The organism is Streptomyces sp., assembly GCF_036566765.1.
GTDB lineage: Bacteria > Actinomycetota > Actinomycetes > Streptomycetales > Streptomycetaceae > Streptomyces.
On sequence record NZ_DATCVQ010000392.1, the window covers coordinates 1 to 13,850 of the forward strand.

At 71.8% G+C, this 13,850-nt stretch carries 15 protein-coding genes; 12 read left to right on the forward strand and 3 right to left on the reverse strand.

Going from position 1 to position 13,850, the window contains the following annotated elements; genetic code table 11:
- Positions 1-123: 123 nt before the first annotated feature.
- On the reverse strand, positions 124-309 hold the full coding sequence (gene rpmB, locus VIU94_RS23055) for a 50S ribosomal protein L28 (RefSeq protein ID WP_003957616.1): 186 nt from the start codon (positions 307-309) through the stop codon (positions 124-126).
- 242 nt (positions 310-551) lie between these two features.
- Here rpmB and fakA point away from each other — a divergent pair, with 242 nt between their 5' ends.
- The 9 genes from fakA to mutM all read left to right on the forward strand — a co-directional run bounded on the left by fakA (position 552) and on the right by mutM (position 9,515).
- Positions 552-2,141 (forward strand): fatty acid kinase ATP-binding subunit FakA, encoded by a 1,590-nt coding sequence (gene fakA / locus VIU94_RS23060; protein WP_331913764.1) that lies wholly within the window; start codon positions 552-554, stop codon positions 2,139-2,141.
- Between the two features lie 93 nt (positions 2,142-2,234).
- On the forward strand, positions 2,235-4,355 hold the full coding sequence (recG, locus tag VIU94_RS23065) for an ATP-dependent DNA helicase RecG (protein WP_331913774.1): 2,121 nt from the start codon (positions 2,235-2,237) through the stop codon (positions 4,353-4,355).
- A gap of 73 nt (positions 4,356-4,428) precedes the next feature.
- Positions 4,429-5,013 (forward strand): 16S rRNA (guanine(966)-N(2))-methyltransferase RsmD, encoded by a 585-nt coding sequence (gene rsmD / locus VIU94_RS23070; RefSeq protein WP_331913765.1) that lies wholly within the window; start codon positions 4,429-4,431, stop codon positions 5,011-5,013.
- Between the two features lie 26 nt (positions 5,014-5,039).
- On the forward strand, positions 5,040-5,531 hold the full coding sequence (gene coaD, locus VIU94_RS23075; RefSeq protein ID WP_331913775.1) for a pantetheine-phosphate adenylyltransferase: 492 nt from the start codon (positions 5,040-5,042) through the stop codon (positions 5,529-5,531).
- Positions 5,532-5,641: 110 nt separating this feature from the next.
- Positions 5,642-6,706 (forward strand): F0F1 ATP synthase subunit B, encoded by a 1,065-nt coding sequence (locus VIU94_RS23080; RefSeq protein WP_331913766.1) that lies wholly within the window; start codon positions 5,642-5,644, stop codon positions 6,704-6,706.
- A 161-nt stretch (positions 6,707-6,867) separates the two neighbouring features.
- Positions 6,868-7,506 (forward strand): YceD family protein, encoded by a 639-nt coding sequence (locus VIU94_RS23085; protein WP_331913776.1) that lies wholly within the window; start codon positions 6,868-6,870, stop codon positions 7,504-7,506.
- A 2-nt stretch (positions 7,507-7,508) separates the two neighbouring features.
- Positions 7,509-7,682, forward strand: coding sequence for a 50S ribosomal protein L32 (gene rpmF / locus VIU94_RS23090; RefSeq protein WP_015036448.1), 174 nt, complete (start codon positions 7,509-7,511; stop codon positions 7,680-7,682).
- Positions 7,683-7,701: 19 nt separating this feature from the next.
- Entirely contained in the window at positions 7,702-8,511 is an 810-nt protein-coding gene (gene rnc / locus VIU94_RS23095) for a ribonuclease III (RefSeq protein WP_331913767.1), read from the forward strand.
- Between the two features lie 143 nt (positions 8,512-8,654).
- Complete coding sequence (gene mutM, locus VIU94_RS23100) at positions 8,655-9,515, forward strand: bifunctional DNA-formamidopyrimidine glycosylase/DNA-(apurinic or apyrimidinic site) lyase (RefSeq protein WP_331913768.1); 861 nt, start codon at positions 8,655-8,657, stop codon at positions 9,513-9,515.
- Here mutM and VIU94_RS23105 read toward each other — a convergent pair.
- Positions 9,512-9,898, reverse strand: a complete 387-nt coding sequence (locus VIU94_RS23105; RefSeq protein WP_331913769.1) for a winged helix-turn-helix transcriptional regulator — start codon at positions 9,896-9,898, stop codon at positions 9,512-9,514. The genes mutM and VIU94_RS23105 overlap by 4 nt on opposite strands.
- 63 nt (positions 9,899-9,961) lie before the next feature.
- On the reverse strand, positions 9,962-10,792 hold the full coding sequence (locus VIU94_RS23110; protein ID WP_414720990.1) for a CAP domain-containing protein: 831 nt from the start codon (positions 10,790-10,792) through the stop codon (positions 9,962-9,964).
- Between the two features lie 157 nt (positions 10,793-10,949).
- Here VIU94_RS23110 and VIU94_RS23115 point away from each other — a divergent pair, with 157 nt between their 5' ends.
- The 3 genes from VIU94_RS23115 to VIU94_RS23125 all read left to right on the forward strand — a co-directional run.
- Positions 10,950-11,231 carry an acylphosphatase gene (locus VIU94_RS23115; RefSeq protein WP_331913771.1) on the forward strand — a complete coding sequence of 94 codons (282 nt, stop codon included), beginning with the start codon at positions 10,950-10,952 and terminating at the stop codon, positions 11,229-11,231.
- Positions 11,232-11,647: 416 nt separating this feature from the next.
- Positions 11,648-11,839, forward strand: coding sequence for a hypothetical protein (locus tag VIU94_RS23120; protein ID WP_331913772.1), 192 nt, complete (start codon positions 11,648-11,650; stop codon positions 11,837-11,839).
- A 273-nt stretch (positions 11,840-12,112) separates the two neighbouring features.
- Positions 12,113-13,850, forward strand: a 1,738-nt coding sequence (locus tag VIU94_RS23125; RefSeq protein WP_331913773.1) for a chromosome segregation SMC family protein, incomplete at its 3' end; no start/stop codon positions are given.

Genomic DNA, 13,850 nt, shown 5'->3' on the forward strand with positions numbered 1-13,850 from the left:
CCTAGCGGGCCGGAGGGTTTCGCGTCCGGGTTTCGCGTCCGGACATGGCAAAGGGCCGGTTCACCGAGGTGAACCGACCCTTCAAGGCAACCGCAGGGGCTGCGCTACGACGAAACGTCGGCGTTAGCGCGAGACCTTGCCGGCCTTGATGCACGAGGTGCAGACGTTGAGCCGCTTCGGCGTCCGACCGACCACGGCACGCACGCGCTGGATGTTCGGGTTCCAGCGACGGGACGTACGGCGGTGCGAGTGCGAAATGTTGTTGCCGAAGCCCGGCCCCTTGCCGCAGACGTCGCAGTTGGCAGCCACGGGTCACTCCAAAGACTTCAGATTTACAGTGAAATCCGGCGCACCGGAATCAGAGATCTGAAGTGGCTTGCCGGGGAATGGCCCGGCGATTGCCGGGCAACCGAAGCAGCATACAACGACTGCTTCCGTGGAACGAAACTACCATGGTCTCCCCGGGCCCCGCCCCCGGCCCCGGTGGCGGCCGGGTCTACCCTGCGGAGCAGCCCGCCGCCCCAAGGCCGCCCCAGCAGGAGGATCACCAGGTGCCGCAGACCGCGCAGACCCTTGACGCCGCAGCGGTCCGGAGCTGGTGCTTCCTGTCATTGGCGGCGCTCGGCCGGGAGCGCGAGGCGATCGACGCGATCAACGTCTACCCGGTCGCGGACGGGGACACCGGCACCAATCTCTACCTGACCGTCGAGTCCGCGGCCCGCGCTCTGGACGCGGCCTTCGCCGAGGCCGCCGCCCCCGACACCCCCGAGGCGGTACGGGCCATGGCGCGCGGCGCACTGCTCGGGGCCCGCGGGAACTCCGGCACCATCCTGTCGCAGCTGCTGCGCGGCATGGCCTCCGTGCTCGCCGCCGGGCGTGACGGGGATCACCTGGCCCGCGCGCTGACGACAGCGGCCGACGCGGCCCGGCAGGCGGTGGCGCATCCCGTCGAGGGCACCATCCTGAGCGTGGCGTCGGCCGCGGCCGACGCGTGCGCGGGCGGCGGAGACCTCGTGACGGTGGCCAGGAGGGCGTACGAGGGGGCGCGGACGGCCTTGGAGGCGACCCCGGGACAACTGGCCGTGCTCGAACGCGCGGGCGTCGTGGACGCCGGTGGGCGCGGTCTGGTCATGGTGCTCGGCGCGCTGGTGGAGGCGCTGTCCGGCGAGGCGCTGAGCCCGCTCGCGGCCGCGCACCGGCCGGTCGCCGCCGCTGCCGCCGATCCCTGTGCCGCCGAGGGCGGACCGGCCTTCGAGGTGATCTACCTCCTGGAGGCCGACGACGCGGCGGTCGACCGGCTGCGCGGCCGGCTCGACGCGCTCGGCGACTCGCTCGTGGTCGTCGGCGGCGACGGACTGTGGAACGTCCACGTCCATGTCGACGACGCCGGGGCGGCGGTCGAGGCGGGCGTCGAGGCGGGGCGGCCGTACCGGATCCGGATCACCCACTTCGCCGGGGAGCCGCGGCGGCCGGAGCAGGTCCAGCGGGCCGTCGTCGCCGTCCTGCCGGGCGACGGGCTGGCCGGGCTGTGCGCGCAGGCCGGCGCGACGACGGTGCTCGCGACGCCGGGGGAGCCGCCGGCGAGCGGCGACCTCGTCGACGCGATCCACCGTGCGCACGCCCGCGAGGTCGTGCTGCTGCCCAACGACGCCGACCTGCGGCACACCGCGGCCGCGGCGGCCGAGCAGGCGCGCGCCGAGGGCGTCCGGGTCGCGCTCATCCCGACCCGGGCCGCCGTCCAGGGCATCGCGGCGCTCGCCGTGCACGAGCCCGACCGCCGCTTCGACGAGGACGTGGTCGCCATGACGGCGGCGGCCGGCGCGACCCGGTACGCCGAACTCGCCGTCGCCGAACGGCAGTCGTTCACCTCGGCCGGCGTCTGCCAGGCCGGGGACGTGCTCGGGCTCATCGAGGGCGACGTGGCGGTCATCGGCCAGGACCCGACGGAGATCGCCCGCACGGTCCTGGACCGGATGCTCTCGGCCGGCGGCGAACTGGTCACCCTGATCGTCGGCGAGGGCGCCCCGGCCTCGCTCGCCGACGCCCTGGAATCCCACGTGCGGCGCACCTACCTGGCCGTCGACACCACGACGTACCACGCCGGGCCGGGCGCGCCGCCGCTGCTGATCGGCGTCGAATAGTCGAGCGTTGTCGGTCCCGTGGTGTGCAATGGATCCGTGCCCGCGCTCGACGAACCCCTGAAGAAGGTCCTCGGTCCCGCCACCGCCAAGGTCATGGCCGAGGCCCTCGACCTGCATACGGTCGGGGACCTGCTCCACCACTATCCGCGTCGGTACGCCGAGCGGGGTGAGCTGACCGCACTGTCCGACCTGCCGCTGGACGAGCATGTGACCGTCGTCGCGCAGGTCGCCGACGCCCGCGTGCATACGTTCAACGGGGCCAAGGGGCGGGGGCAGCGCCTTGAGGTGACCATCACGGACGGCAGCGGCCGGATCCAACTGGTCTTCTTCGGCAAGGGCGTGCACAAGCCGCACAAGGACCTGCTGCCCGGGACGCGCGCCATGTTCGCCGGCAAGGTGTCGCTGTTCAACCGCAAGCTCCAGCTCGCCCACCCCGCGTACGAGTTGCTGCGAGGCGACGCCGACGAGGCCGTCGACACCTGGGCCGGGGCGCTCATCCCGATCTACCCGGCCACCACCAAGCTGGAGTCCTGGAAGATCGCCAAGGCCGTCGACGCCGCGCTGCCCAGCGCCGTCGAGGCCGTCGACCCGCTGCCGCCCGCCCTGCGCGACGGCCGGGGCCTCGCCGAGCTGCCCGACGCGCTCCAGAAGATCCACCGGCCGCGCACCAAGGCCGACATCGAGGACGCCCGCCAGCGCCTCAAGTGGGACGAGGCCTTCGTCCTCCAGGTCGCCCTGGCGCGGCGGCGGCACGCCGACAGCCAACTCCCCGCCGTCGCACGGAAACCCGCCCCTGACGGCCTGCTCACCGCCTTCGACGCCAAGCTGCCCTTCACCCTCACCGACGGCCAGCAGCGGGTCTCCGGGGAGATCTTCGACGATCTCGCCACCCAGCATCCGATGCACCGGCTGCTCCAGGGCGAGGTCGGCTCCGGGAAGACGATGGTCGCGCTGCGCGCCATGCTCGCCGTCGTCGACTCCGGCGGGCAGGCCGCGATGCTCGCGCCCACCGAAGTGCTCGCGCAGCAACACCATCGGTCCGTCACCGAGATGATGGGCGAGCTCGCCGAGGGCGGGATGCTCGGCGGGGCCGAGCAGGGCACCAAGGTCGTGCTGCTCACCGGGTCCATGGGGGCCGCCGCCCGGCGGCAGGCGCTGCTGGATCTGGTCACCGGTGAGGCCGGGATCGTCATCGGGACGCATGCGCTCATCGAGGACAAGGTGCAGTTCCACGATCTGGGGCTTGTCGTCGTCGACGAGCAGCATCGGTTCGGCGTCGAGCAGCGGGACGCGCTGCGGGGCAAGGGGAAGCAGCCGCCGCACCTGCTGGTCATGACCGCCACTCCCATTCCGCGCACGGTCGCCATGACCGTTTTCGGAGATCTTGAGACGTCCGTTCTGGATCAGTTGCCGGCCGGGCGTTCGCCGATCGCCAGCCATGTGGTCCCCGCCGCCGACAAGCCGCACTTCCTGAGCCGCGCCTGGGAGCGGGTGCGGGAGGAGGTCGAGGGCGGGCATCAGGCGTATGTCGTCTGTGCCCGTATCGGCGACGACGAGGACCAGAAGCGGAAGCCCTCGCCCGAGGACGAGGCCGAGAAGCGGCCGCCGCTGGCCGTTCTGGACGTCGCCGCGAAGCTTGCCGCCGGGCCGCTGGCCGGGCTTCGCGTCGAGGTGCTGCACGGGCGCATGCATCCGGACGACAAGGACGACGTGATGCGCCGGTTCGCCGCCGGTGACGTGGATGTGCTGGTCGCCACCACCGTCATCGAGGTCGGTGTCAACGTGCCCAACGCCACCGCCATGGTGATCATGGATGCGGACCGGTTCGGCGTCTCGCAGCTGCATCAGCTGCGGGGGCGGGTCGGGCGTGGCGCCGCGGCCGGCCTGTGCCTGCTCGTCACCGAGATGCCGGAGGCCACCCCCGCCCGGCAGCGCCTCGCCGCCGTCGCGGCCACCCTCGACGGCTTCGAGCTGTCGCGGATCGACCTGGAGCAGCGTCGGGAGGGCGATGTGCTCGGCCAGGCACAGTCCGGCGTGCGGTCCAGCCTGCGGATGCTCGCCGTCATCGACGACGAGGAGGTCATCGCGGCCGCCCGCGAGGAGGCCACCGCGATCGTCGAGGCGGATCCGGAGCTGACCGCCCACCCCGAGCTGCGCACCGCCCTGGACGCCCTCCTGGACAAGGAGCGGGAGGAGTACCTGGAGAAGGGATGACGGGGATGACGTCGCCGGCCCGTCCCCGGCCTATCGTGGAGGCACAGATCTCCGCGAAGGAACAGGACCTCAGATGACCCGCGTGATCGCCGGCACCGCCGGCGGACGCCGCCTCGCCGTGCCGCCCGGCAACGGCACCCGCCCGACCTCCGACCGGGCGCGCGAAGGCCTGTTCTCCACCTGGGAGGCGCTCCTCGGCACCCTCGACGGGGTCCGCATCGCCGATCTGTACGCCGGGTCCGGCGCCGTCGGCCTGGAGGCGCTCTCCCGCGGCGCCGCCCACGCGCTGCTCGTCGAGGCCGACCAGCGCGCCGCCCGGACCGTCCGGGAGAACGTCCGCGCGCTCGGGCTGCCGGGCGCCGAGGCCCGTACCGGCAAAGCGGAACAAGTCGTGACGGGACCGCCCCCGGGCGCCCCGTACGACCTGGTTTTCCTCGACCCGCCGTACGCCGTCTCGGACGACGATCTTCGCGAGATACTGCTCACACTCCGCTCCGGGGGCTGGCTCACGGGCGATGCCCTCGTCACCGTGGAGCGCAGCACCAGAGGTGGGGAGTTCGTCTGGCCGGCCGGCTTCGAGCCGATGCGGGCCCGTCGCTACGGCGAGGGAACGTTTTGGTACGGTCGCGCCGCCTCTACGTGCGAAGACGCACGATGACCGGACCGGAGAGCGAGGGACCCAAGTTGCGCCGCGCCGTTTGTCCGGGGTCATTCGACCCCATCACCAACGGACATCTCGACATCATCGCCCGCGCCTCCAAGCTGTACGACGTCGTGCACGTCGCGGTGATGATCAACCAGTCCAAGCAGGGCCTGTTCTCCGTCGACGAACGGATCGAGCTGATCCGCGAGGTCACCGCCGACTTCGGCAACGTCGAGGTGGAGGCCTTCCACGGCCTGCTCGTCGACTTCTGCAAGCAGCGCGACATCCCCGCCATCGTGAAGGGCCTGCGCGCCGTCAGCGACTTCGACTACGAGCTCCAGATGGCGCAGATGAACAACGGGCTCTCGGGCGTCGAGACCCTGTTCGTGCCCACCAACCCCACGTACAGCTTTCTGTCGTCCTCCCTGGTCAAGGAGGTCGCGGCCTGGGGCGGCGACGTCTCCCACCTGGTGCCGCCGGCCGTCCTCGCCAAGCTCACCCCCCGGCTGGCCGAGCGGCGCGCCCAGGGATGACCGCGCGCGACGGTCGCTGACAGTCCGTCACCTGGTGTCGGAGGGGAGTCGACTGCCCTTACAGTCGTGCCGTCCGTCTCCATCCAGCTGTAGAGAGTGGCGAGCACCAGGTGGACGTGCAGAAGAAGCTCGACGAGATCGTCTCGGCGGTCCAAAGCGCCCGCTCCATGCCCATGTCGGCGTCCTGCGTGGTCAACCGCGCCGAACTGCTCGCCATGCTCGAAGACGTGCGGGAGGCCCTGCCCGGCTCGCTTGCCCAGGCCCAGGAGCTGATCGGCGACCGCGAGCACATGGTCGAGCGGGCCCGCCAGGAGGCCGAGCGGATCATCGAGGCGGCGCACGCCGAGCGCGGTTCGATCGTCTCCGACACCTCGGTCGCCCGGCAGTCCCAGGACGAGGCCGACCGGATCCTCGGCGAGGCCCGCCGGGAGGCGGAGGAGATCCGCGCCGAGGCCGACGACTACGTCGACTCCAAGCTCGCCAACTTCGAGGTCGTCCTCAACAAGACCATCGGCTCCGTCGACCGCGGCCGCGAGAAGCTGCTAGGCCGCGGCCCCGGCCTGGACGAGCACGGGTACGCCGACGAGGACGCCCCCGAGTACAGCGCCGACCCGCAGACCCTGATCCACCGGGCCGACGCGTACGTGGACGCCAAGCTGGGCGCCTTCGAGGCGGTCCTCAGCAAGACCCTGGAGGCCGTCGGCCGCGGCCGGCAGAAGCTGCACGGCCGGATCGCCTCCGACGCCCTCGGCGAGCACATCGCCGCCCAGGACGCAGCCGGCGGCGGAGTGCACACCAGCGACGCGGACTACCTGGCCGGGCTCGCGGACCTGGCCGACCCGGCGCCCGAGCCGGTGATGCAGGCCCCGCAGATCCCTGCCCAGCAGGCCCAGCCCGACCCGTACGGGTACGCGGCGGCGCAGCAGCAGGTCCAGCCCCAGGACGCGTATGCGTACCAGCAGGATCCCTACGCCTACCAGCAGGCCGACCCGTACGCGTACCAGCAGCCCCAGCAGCACCAGCCCGACCCGTACGGCTACCAGCAGCAGCCACAGGACCCGCATCAGGCGCAGGCCGCGCACCCGCAGCAGGGGGCCGCGCTCGACGAGACCAGCTTCTTCGACACGGGCATGATCGACCTGGAGCAGCTGCGCCGGTACGAGCAGGGGCACTGAGCCCCGAGGGCCCGTCGCGCGCGGGGGACCGGATTGGGCCCTGAGCGAAGCGTCCAGTATCCTGGCTCTTCGGTCGCGCGTATGCCGCGATCCGCGCTGCCCGCTTTCGTCTCTCGATTCGAACGCGGCAGCCCCCTCACGATCCGAAAGCAGGAAGAACCCTGAGCACGCGCCTCGACCACCGCAACCCCCTCGTGTTCGACACACACGAGCTGGGGCGGCGTCCTGGTGGCCTGCAGCGGGTCTCCCGTTCGATCGAGGCCCCTCGGGACCTCGGCGTCGAGGGGGTCGTCCGGGTGCCCGAGGGTGCGCCCGTCGAGCTGGAGCTCCGTCTGGAGTCGGTCATGGAAGGGGTGCTCGTCACAGGCACCGCCCGTGCATCGGCCGAAGGGGAGTGCGTAAGGTGTCTGGAGCCCGTCGAGCTCGATCTCGACGTGGACTACCAGGAGATGTTCTCGTACCCCGCCTCCGACGACCGGGGCCGCTCGAAGGCGGTCGCGGGCGACGAAGCCGAGGACGACGAGAGCATGACCCCCCTCGAGGACGGCATGTTCGACCTCGAGCCTGTGCTGCGCGATGCGGTGGTGCTCGCACTGCCGATGCAGCCGGTGTGCCGGGAGGACTGTGCAGGTCTGTGTTCCGAGTGCGGGATCAACCTGAACGACAATCCGGGCCACCACCACGACGCCGTCGACATTCGCTGGGCGGCACTGCAGGGACTCACCGGTTCGCTGGGAACCGATGAGAAGGACAACATGAGCGACGCCGCATCCGGTGTCGACGAGAAGCAGGAGAAGTAGCCGTGGCTGTTCCGAAGCGGAAGATGTCGCGCAGCAACACGCGCCACCGCCGGTCGCAGTGGAAGGCTGCGGTCCCCACCCTGGTTTCGTGTGAGCGTTGCCAGGAGCCGAAGCTGCAGCACATCGCGTGCCCGAGCTGCGGCACCTACAACAAGCGCCAGGTCCTCTCGGTCTGAGTGGCTGGTGAGAGGCACGATGTCTGAGTCCAACAAGACGGACACCGCCTCGTCCCACACGCTTCTGGAAGGGCGGCTCGGGTATCAGCTCGAGTCCGCCCTTCTGGTGCGTGCGCTGACCCATCGCTCGTACGCGTACGAGAACGGCGGCCTGCCCACCAACGAGCGCCTGGAGTTCCTCGGGGACTCCGTGCTCGGCCTGGTGGTCACGGACACGCTGTACCGCACCCACCCGGACCTGCCCGAGGGCCAACTGGCCAAGCTGCGGGCCGCGGTGGTCAATTCGCGTGCGCTGGCGGAGGTCGGCCGCGGCCTCGACCTGGGCTCCTTCATCCGGCTCGGCCGGGGCGAAGAGGGCACGGGCGGCCGGGACAAGGCATCCATCCTCGCCGACACCCTCGAAGCGGTGATCGGCGCGGTCTATCTCGATCAGGGCCTCGACGCGGCGTCCGAGCTGGTGCACCGGCTCTTCGACCCGCTGATCGAGAAGTCCTCGAACCTCGGCGCCGGCCTGGACTGGAAGACCAGTCTCCAGGAACTCACCGCAGCCGAGGGTCTCGGCGTTCCGGAGTACCTCGTCAGCGAGGAGGGTCCGGACCACGAGAAGACCTTCACCGCTGCCGCCCGCGTCGGTGGTGTCTCGTACGGCACCGGCACCGGCCGCAGCAAGAAGGAAGCGGAGCAGCAGGCCGCCGAGTCGGCCTGGACGGCCATCAAGGCCGCCGCGACCGAGCGGGAGGCGGCAGCGGCGAAGGCCGCGGCCGACGAGACCGCCGGGCCCGAGCAGGACGGCGGGGCGCACGAGCCCGTCGACCTTCCCTCGGCCTGACCCGCCCCTCCTTCGAACAACCCGCCCGCCCCGGTTTCGGGGCGGGCGGCGCTGTTTTCGGGGGTTCCCGGCGGTTTCCGGGGGCTCGCGGGGCGGGGGTAGGCTGCGGGCATCCGCCCCCACCACGTTTCCGAGGAGACCCCGTGCCCGAGCTGCCCGAGGTCGAGGTCGTCCGCCGGGGGCTCGAACGATGGGTCGCCGGACGGACCGTCGCCGACGTCGAGGTGCTGCACCCGCGCGCCGTGCGCCGGCACCCCGCGGGCGGCGCGGACTTCGCGGCCCGGCTGACCGGTCACCGGTTCGGCGTCGCGATGCGCCGGGGCAAGTACCTCTGGATCCCGCTCGCCGACACCGACAGCTCCGTCCTCGGCCATCTCGGCATGAGCGGCCAGCTGTTGGTCCAGCCGACCGACGCCCCCGACGAGAAGCACCTGCGCATCCGGGTCCGCTTCGACGACGCGACCGGCACCGAGCTGCGCTTCGTCGACCAGCGGACCTTCGGCGGGCTTTCGCTGCACGACAACGCCCCGGAGGGCCTGCCCGACGTCATCGCGCACATCGCCCGCGACCCGCTGGACCCGGCCTTCGACGACGCCGCGTTCCAGACCGCGCTGCGCCTTCGCCGCACCACGATCAAGCGCGCGCTGCTCGACCAGTCGCTGATCAGCGGGGTCGGCAACATCTACGCGGACGAGGCCCTGTGGCGGTCGAAGCTGCACTACGAACGGCCGACCGCGACCCTCACCCGCCCCCGCTCGGCCGAGCTCCTCGGCCACGTACGGGACGTGATGAACGCGGCCCTGGCCGTCGGCGGCACCAGCTTCGACAGCCTCTACGTCAATGTGAACGGCGAGTCCGGCTACTTCGAGCGGTCCCTGGACGCGTACGGCCGCGAGGACGAGCCCTGCCGCCGCTGCGGCACTCCGATGCGCCGCCGCCCCTGGATGAACCGCTCCAGCTACTTCTGCCCGCGCTGCCAGCGGCCGCCGCGGGCAGCAGGCTAGGACGGCGTGGTGGCCCCGCGCGTCTCGTCGTAGTTCTGCCGGGCCGCGAGCACCTCGGGCATCCGGCCCTCGACCAGCTCGATCAGTGCGACGAGCCGCTCGGCGACGGACCGGCCGAGCGGGGTCAGCCGGTAGTCGACGCGGGGCGGGTTGGTCGGCTGCGCCTCTCGGTGCACCAGACCGTCGCGCTCCAGGGCCTGAAGCGTCTGCGCGAGCATCTTCTCGCTGACCCCGTCCACGCGGCGGCGCAGCTCGTTGAACCGGAACGAGCCCTCGTGCAGCGCGGCCAGCGTGAGCGAGCCCCACCGGCCGGTCGCGTGCTCCAGCGTCTGCCGCGAGGTGCATCCCCGGGCGAACACGTCGAATTCGAGGTCGTCGGTCATGCTCTCCAGCTTACGCGCGCACAGCGCTCACCAGGAGAGAGTGCTCTCACTCAGGGGGCGAGCTCAGAAACCGAAGTCCTGGGTCCACCAGGGGCCGCCGGAGGCGAAGTGCACGCCGACGCCCATGGACGTGTAGGTGCAGTTGAGGATGTTGGCGCGGTGGCCGTCGCTGTTCATCCAGGCGTCCATCACCGCTTCGGCGTCCGCCTGCCCGCGCGCGATGTTCTCGCCGCCGAGGCCCGAGACGCCCGCCTGCTCGGCGCGGTCCCACGGGGTGTCGCCGTCGGGGTCGGTGTGGTCGAAGAATGCGCGGTTCGCCATGTCGGCGCTGAACGCGCCCGCCAGCCGGTTGAGCGCAGCGCTCGCGTGAACGGGCGTGCAGCCCACCTTGGCGCGCTCGACGTTGACCAGGCGCACGACCTCGGCCTCGGCGGCCACGTCGCGTGCGGTCTGCACGGGGACGGTGACGCGCTCGGTGGGCTTCTTCGTCTCCCGGGTCTTCTCGGGCGTCGGCGTCGGCGTAGCGGTCTTCGTCGGCTCGGGGGCCGGCTTGGTCGGCTTCGCGGACGGGGTCGGCTTCGCGGTCTTCGCCGGCTTCGTCGGGGTCGGCGTGGGCTTCGCGGTGGGGGACTGGCTGCCGGAGCTCGCGCTCGGCGTGCCGGTCGCGCGCTGCGACGGGGTCGCGGTCGCGCCGCCCTGCTGGGTCAGCAGCTCGGCCATCTTCCGCTGCTGCGCCTGAGTCGTGGAGTCCGCGCCGCTCACGTCGAACGTGTCACTGCCGCCGGGCAGCAGGCCCGATGCGACCGCGACGGCGCCTACCGCCATCGCGGCGGAGGCGCCGAGCAGTCCGGTGCGCACGGGCCTGGACCCGCGCTTCCGTCGATGGCGTCCCATTCGCTCCGCCTTCCTGTCTGCCAACCTCGTTGATCGCTTTGTGTGCGACTGTCAATCCGACACGCCCGAACGGGTGAGTCTCATTGCGTCGGGACTGTACGCCATGACGCGTGGGGGTGAGGTGCTCCGTGTGGAATTGGACGGTTAGCGTGCAGCCATGAACGAAGATGTGCGGCTCACCGCCTGGGTGCGCGGCCGAGTACAGGGAGTGGGCTTCCGATGGTTCACCAGGGCAAACGCTCTGGAGATCGGAGACCTCGTCGGCTTCGCGCTGAACCTCGACGACGGGCGGGTGCAGGTGGTGGCCGAGGGCCCGAGTGAGAATTGCCACCGTCTGCTGGAGTGGCTGCGCTCCGACGACACGCCCGGACGCGTCGACGGAGTCACCGAGATCTGGGCGACCCCGCGCGGCGGCTACGACGGCTTCGCCGTGCGGTGACGATCTTGGCGGGGATACTCCGCCCGGCCGTCTCGCACGGCCCCCGGGCGGGGGTCGTGCGCCTCCCCGTGCGCCCGTCGCGTGCGCCCCGTGGGACGGAAACGACCTGGTGATTGCCGAGAAGCACTTGCCCTGCCGCGCTCCGCGAGGAAGGATGATCTCCACGCCCCCCGGGCACCGAGTTGCGAGGCGCCGCCGCATGTAGTTGCGGCCGCGGACCCCCCGGTCGCCCGTTGATACGGGGTGTGATCGTGTTGACCGTCAAACTTTTTGGTGAGACTCTGGAAGCCCCGCGCACCTTAGCTGTTTGGCAGTAGGAACCGGCACGACAAGAAGTACTGCCGAGCACCGCGGGTGCGAATCCCTCACGACCCACACCGCTTCGGTCGGTCACTCAGTGTGGAGGACCATCCATCATGGCAAAGGCGCTTCTCGGTTACGTCGGCGGCTCCGACCCGCGACTCCTCGCCGAGATGCGACGGCTCCAGCAGCGCGTCCAGGACCTCGAATCCGAGCTCGTACGGATCCAGTCCGAGAACGACGCGCTCAGCGCTGCCGCCGCTCAGCTCGACCTCGACGTACCCAAGGCGGAGCCTGCGCTCACCTGACGTATCAGCTGCCCCCTCGCCGGGGCGCAGGTGAGAAACACTCACGCTCACTGCATCGCTAGATATGCAAGGGACGCCTTGGCGTCCCTTCTTTCTTGCCCGAAGTCCTGCCCGAAGCGCCCCCGTCCCCCGTTCACCCAGCGTTCGGCCGGTGCTTACCGACTGATCTGCCCTGCACCTTCGTGGGTGAAACGCGAAAGGGAGGTGCGGCGCGACAGCGCCTCGTTGCAAGGGTGGTGGTGGGCGACGGGTGGGCAGGTAGAGTCCGGGGGCGTGCATCTCAAGGCCCTGACCCTGCGCGGGTTCAAGTCGTTCGCCTCGGCCACCACGCTGAGGTTCGAACCCGGCATCACGTGCGTCGTCGGGCCGAACGGATCCGGCAAGTCCAACGTGGTGGACGCGCTGTCCTGGGTCATGGGCGAACAGGGCGCGAAGTCGCTGCGCGGCGGGAAGATGGAGGACGTCATCTTCGCCGGCACGACCGGGCGGCCGCCGCTCGGCCGCGCCGAGGTCTCGCTGACGATCGACAACTCCGACGGCGCGCTGCCCATCGACTACGCCGAGGTCACCATCACTCGGATCATGTTCCGGGGCGGCAGCAGCGAGTACCAGATCAACGGCGACACGTGCCGGCTGCTCGACATCCAGGACCTGCTCTCCGACTCCGGCATCGGCCGCGAAATGCATGTCATCGTCGGCCAGGGTCAGCTCGACTCCGTCCTGCACGCCGACCCGACCGGGCGGCGCGCGTTCATCGAGGAGGCGGCCGGCGTCCTCAAGCACCGCAAGCGCAAAGAGAAGGCGCTGCGGAAGCTGGACGCCATGCAGGCCAACCTCGCGCGTGTGCAGGACCTGACCGACGAGCTGCGGCGCCAGCTCAAGCCGCTCGGCCGGCAGGCGGCGGTCGCCCGCCGCGCCGCCGTCATCCAGGCCGACCTGCGCGATGCCCGGCTGCGGCTGCTCGCCGACGACCTGGTCCGGCTGCGCGAGGCGCTGAGCGCCGAGGTGGCCGACGAGGCCGCGCTGCTCGCGCGCAAGGAGAGCGTCGAGGCGGAGCTGGGGGCCGCGCAGGCCCGGGAGGCCGAACTCGAGGACGAGGTACGGCGGCTCGCGCCGCGCCTCCAGCGCGCCCAGCAGACCTGGTACGAACTCTCCCAGCTCGCCGAGCGGGTGCGCGGCACGATCTCGCTCGCCGACGCCCGGGTGAAGAGCGCCACCGCCCAGCCCGCAGAGGAGCGGCGCGGCCGCGACCCGGAGGACATGGAGCGCGAGGCCGCCCGGATCCGCGAGCAGGAGGCGGAGCTGGAGGCCGCGCTCGAGGCGGCGGAGCGGGCGCTCGAGGACACCGTCGCCCACCGGGCCGAACTGGAGCGCGAACTCGCGGTCGAGGAGCGCCGACTCAAGGACGCGGCGCGGGCGATCGCCGACCGGCGCGAGGGCCTGGCCCGGCTGCACGGGCAGGCCAACGCGGCCCGCTCGCGAGCCGCCTCCGCGCAGGCCGAGATCGACCGGCTCGCCGAGGCACGGGACGAGGCGGCGGAGCGGGCGGCGGCGGCCCAGGAGGAGTACGAGCAGCTCAAGGCGGAGGTCGACGGGCTCGACGCGGACGACTCCGAGCTGGCCGAGCAGCACGAGGCGGCGCGCCGCGCCCTCGCCGACGCGGAGGCCGCGCTGACCGCCGCCCGCGAGGCGACGACCGCGGCCGAGCGCCGCCGGGCCGCGACCCAGGCCCGCCACGAGGCCCTCGCACTCGGCCTGCGCCGCAAGGACGGCACGGGCGCGCTGCTCGCCGCCCACGACACCCTGACCGGCCTGCTCGGCCCGGCCGCCGAACTCCTGACGGTGACCCCCGGCTTCGAGGTCCCGGTCGCCGCCGCCCTCGGCGCGGCCGCCGACGCCGTCGCGGTCGCGGACCCGCGAGCGGCGGCGGAGGCGATCCGCCTCCTGCGCAAGCAGGACGGCGGCCGAGCGGCCCTGCTGGTGACGGGCGCGGAGTGGCCGGCGACGGGGG

What these genes read in the sequence shown, in the direction of transcription:
- VIU94_RS23110 (WP_414720990.1), bottom strand. Translation starts at nt 10,792, where the DNA reads ATGGGACGCCATCGACGGAAGCGCGGGTCCAGGCCCGTGCGCACCGGA.
- VIU94_RS23105 (WP_331913769.1), bottom strand. Translation starts at nt 9,898, where the DNA reads ATGACCGACGACCTCGAATTCGACGTGTTCGCCCGGGGATGCACCTCG.
- recG (WP_331913774.1), top strand. Translation starts at nt 2,235, where the DNA reads ATGGCCGAGGCCCTCGACCTGCATACGGTCGGGGACCTGCTCCACCAC.
- rnc (WP_331913767.1), top strand. Translation starts at nt 7,702, where the DNA reads ATGTCTGAGTCCAACAAGACGGACACCGCCTCGTCCCACACGCTTCTG.
- VIU94_RS23115 (WP_331913771.1), top strand. Translation starts at nt 10,950, where the DNA reads ATGAACGAAGATGTGCGGCTCACCGCCTGGGTGCGCGGCCGAGTACAG.
- rsmD (WP_331913765.1), top strand. Translation starts at nt 4,429, where the DNA reads ATGACCCGCGTGATCGCCGGCACCGCCGGCGGACGCCGCCTCGCCGTG.
- VIU94_RS23120 (WP_331913772.1), top strand. Translation starts at nt 11,648, where the DNA reads ATGGCAAAGGCGCTTCTCGGTTACGTCGGCGGCTCCGACCCGCGACTC.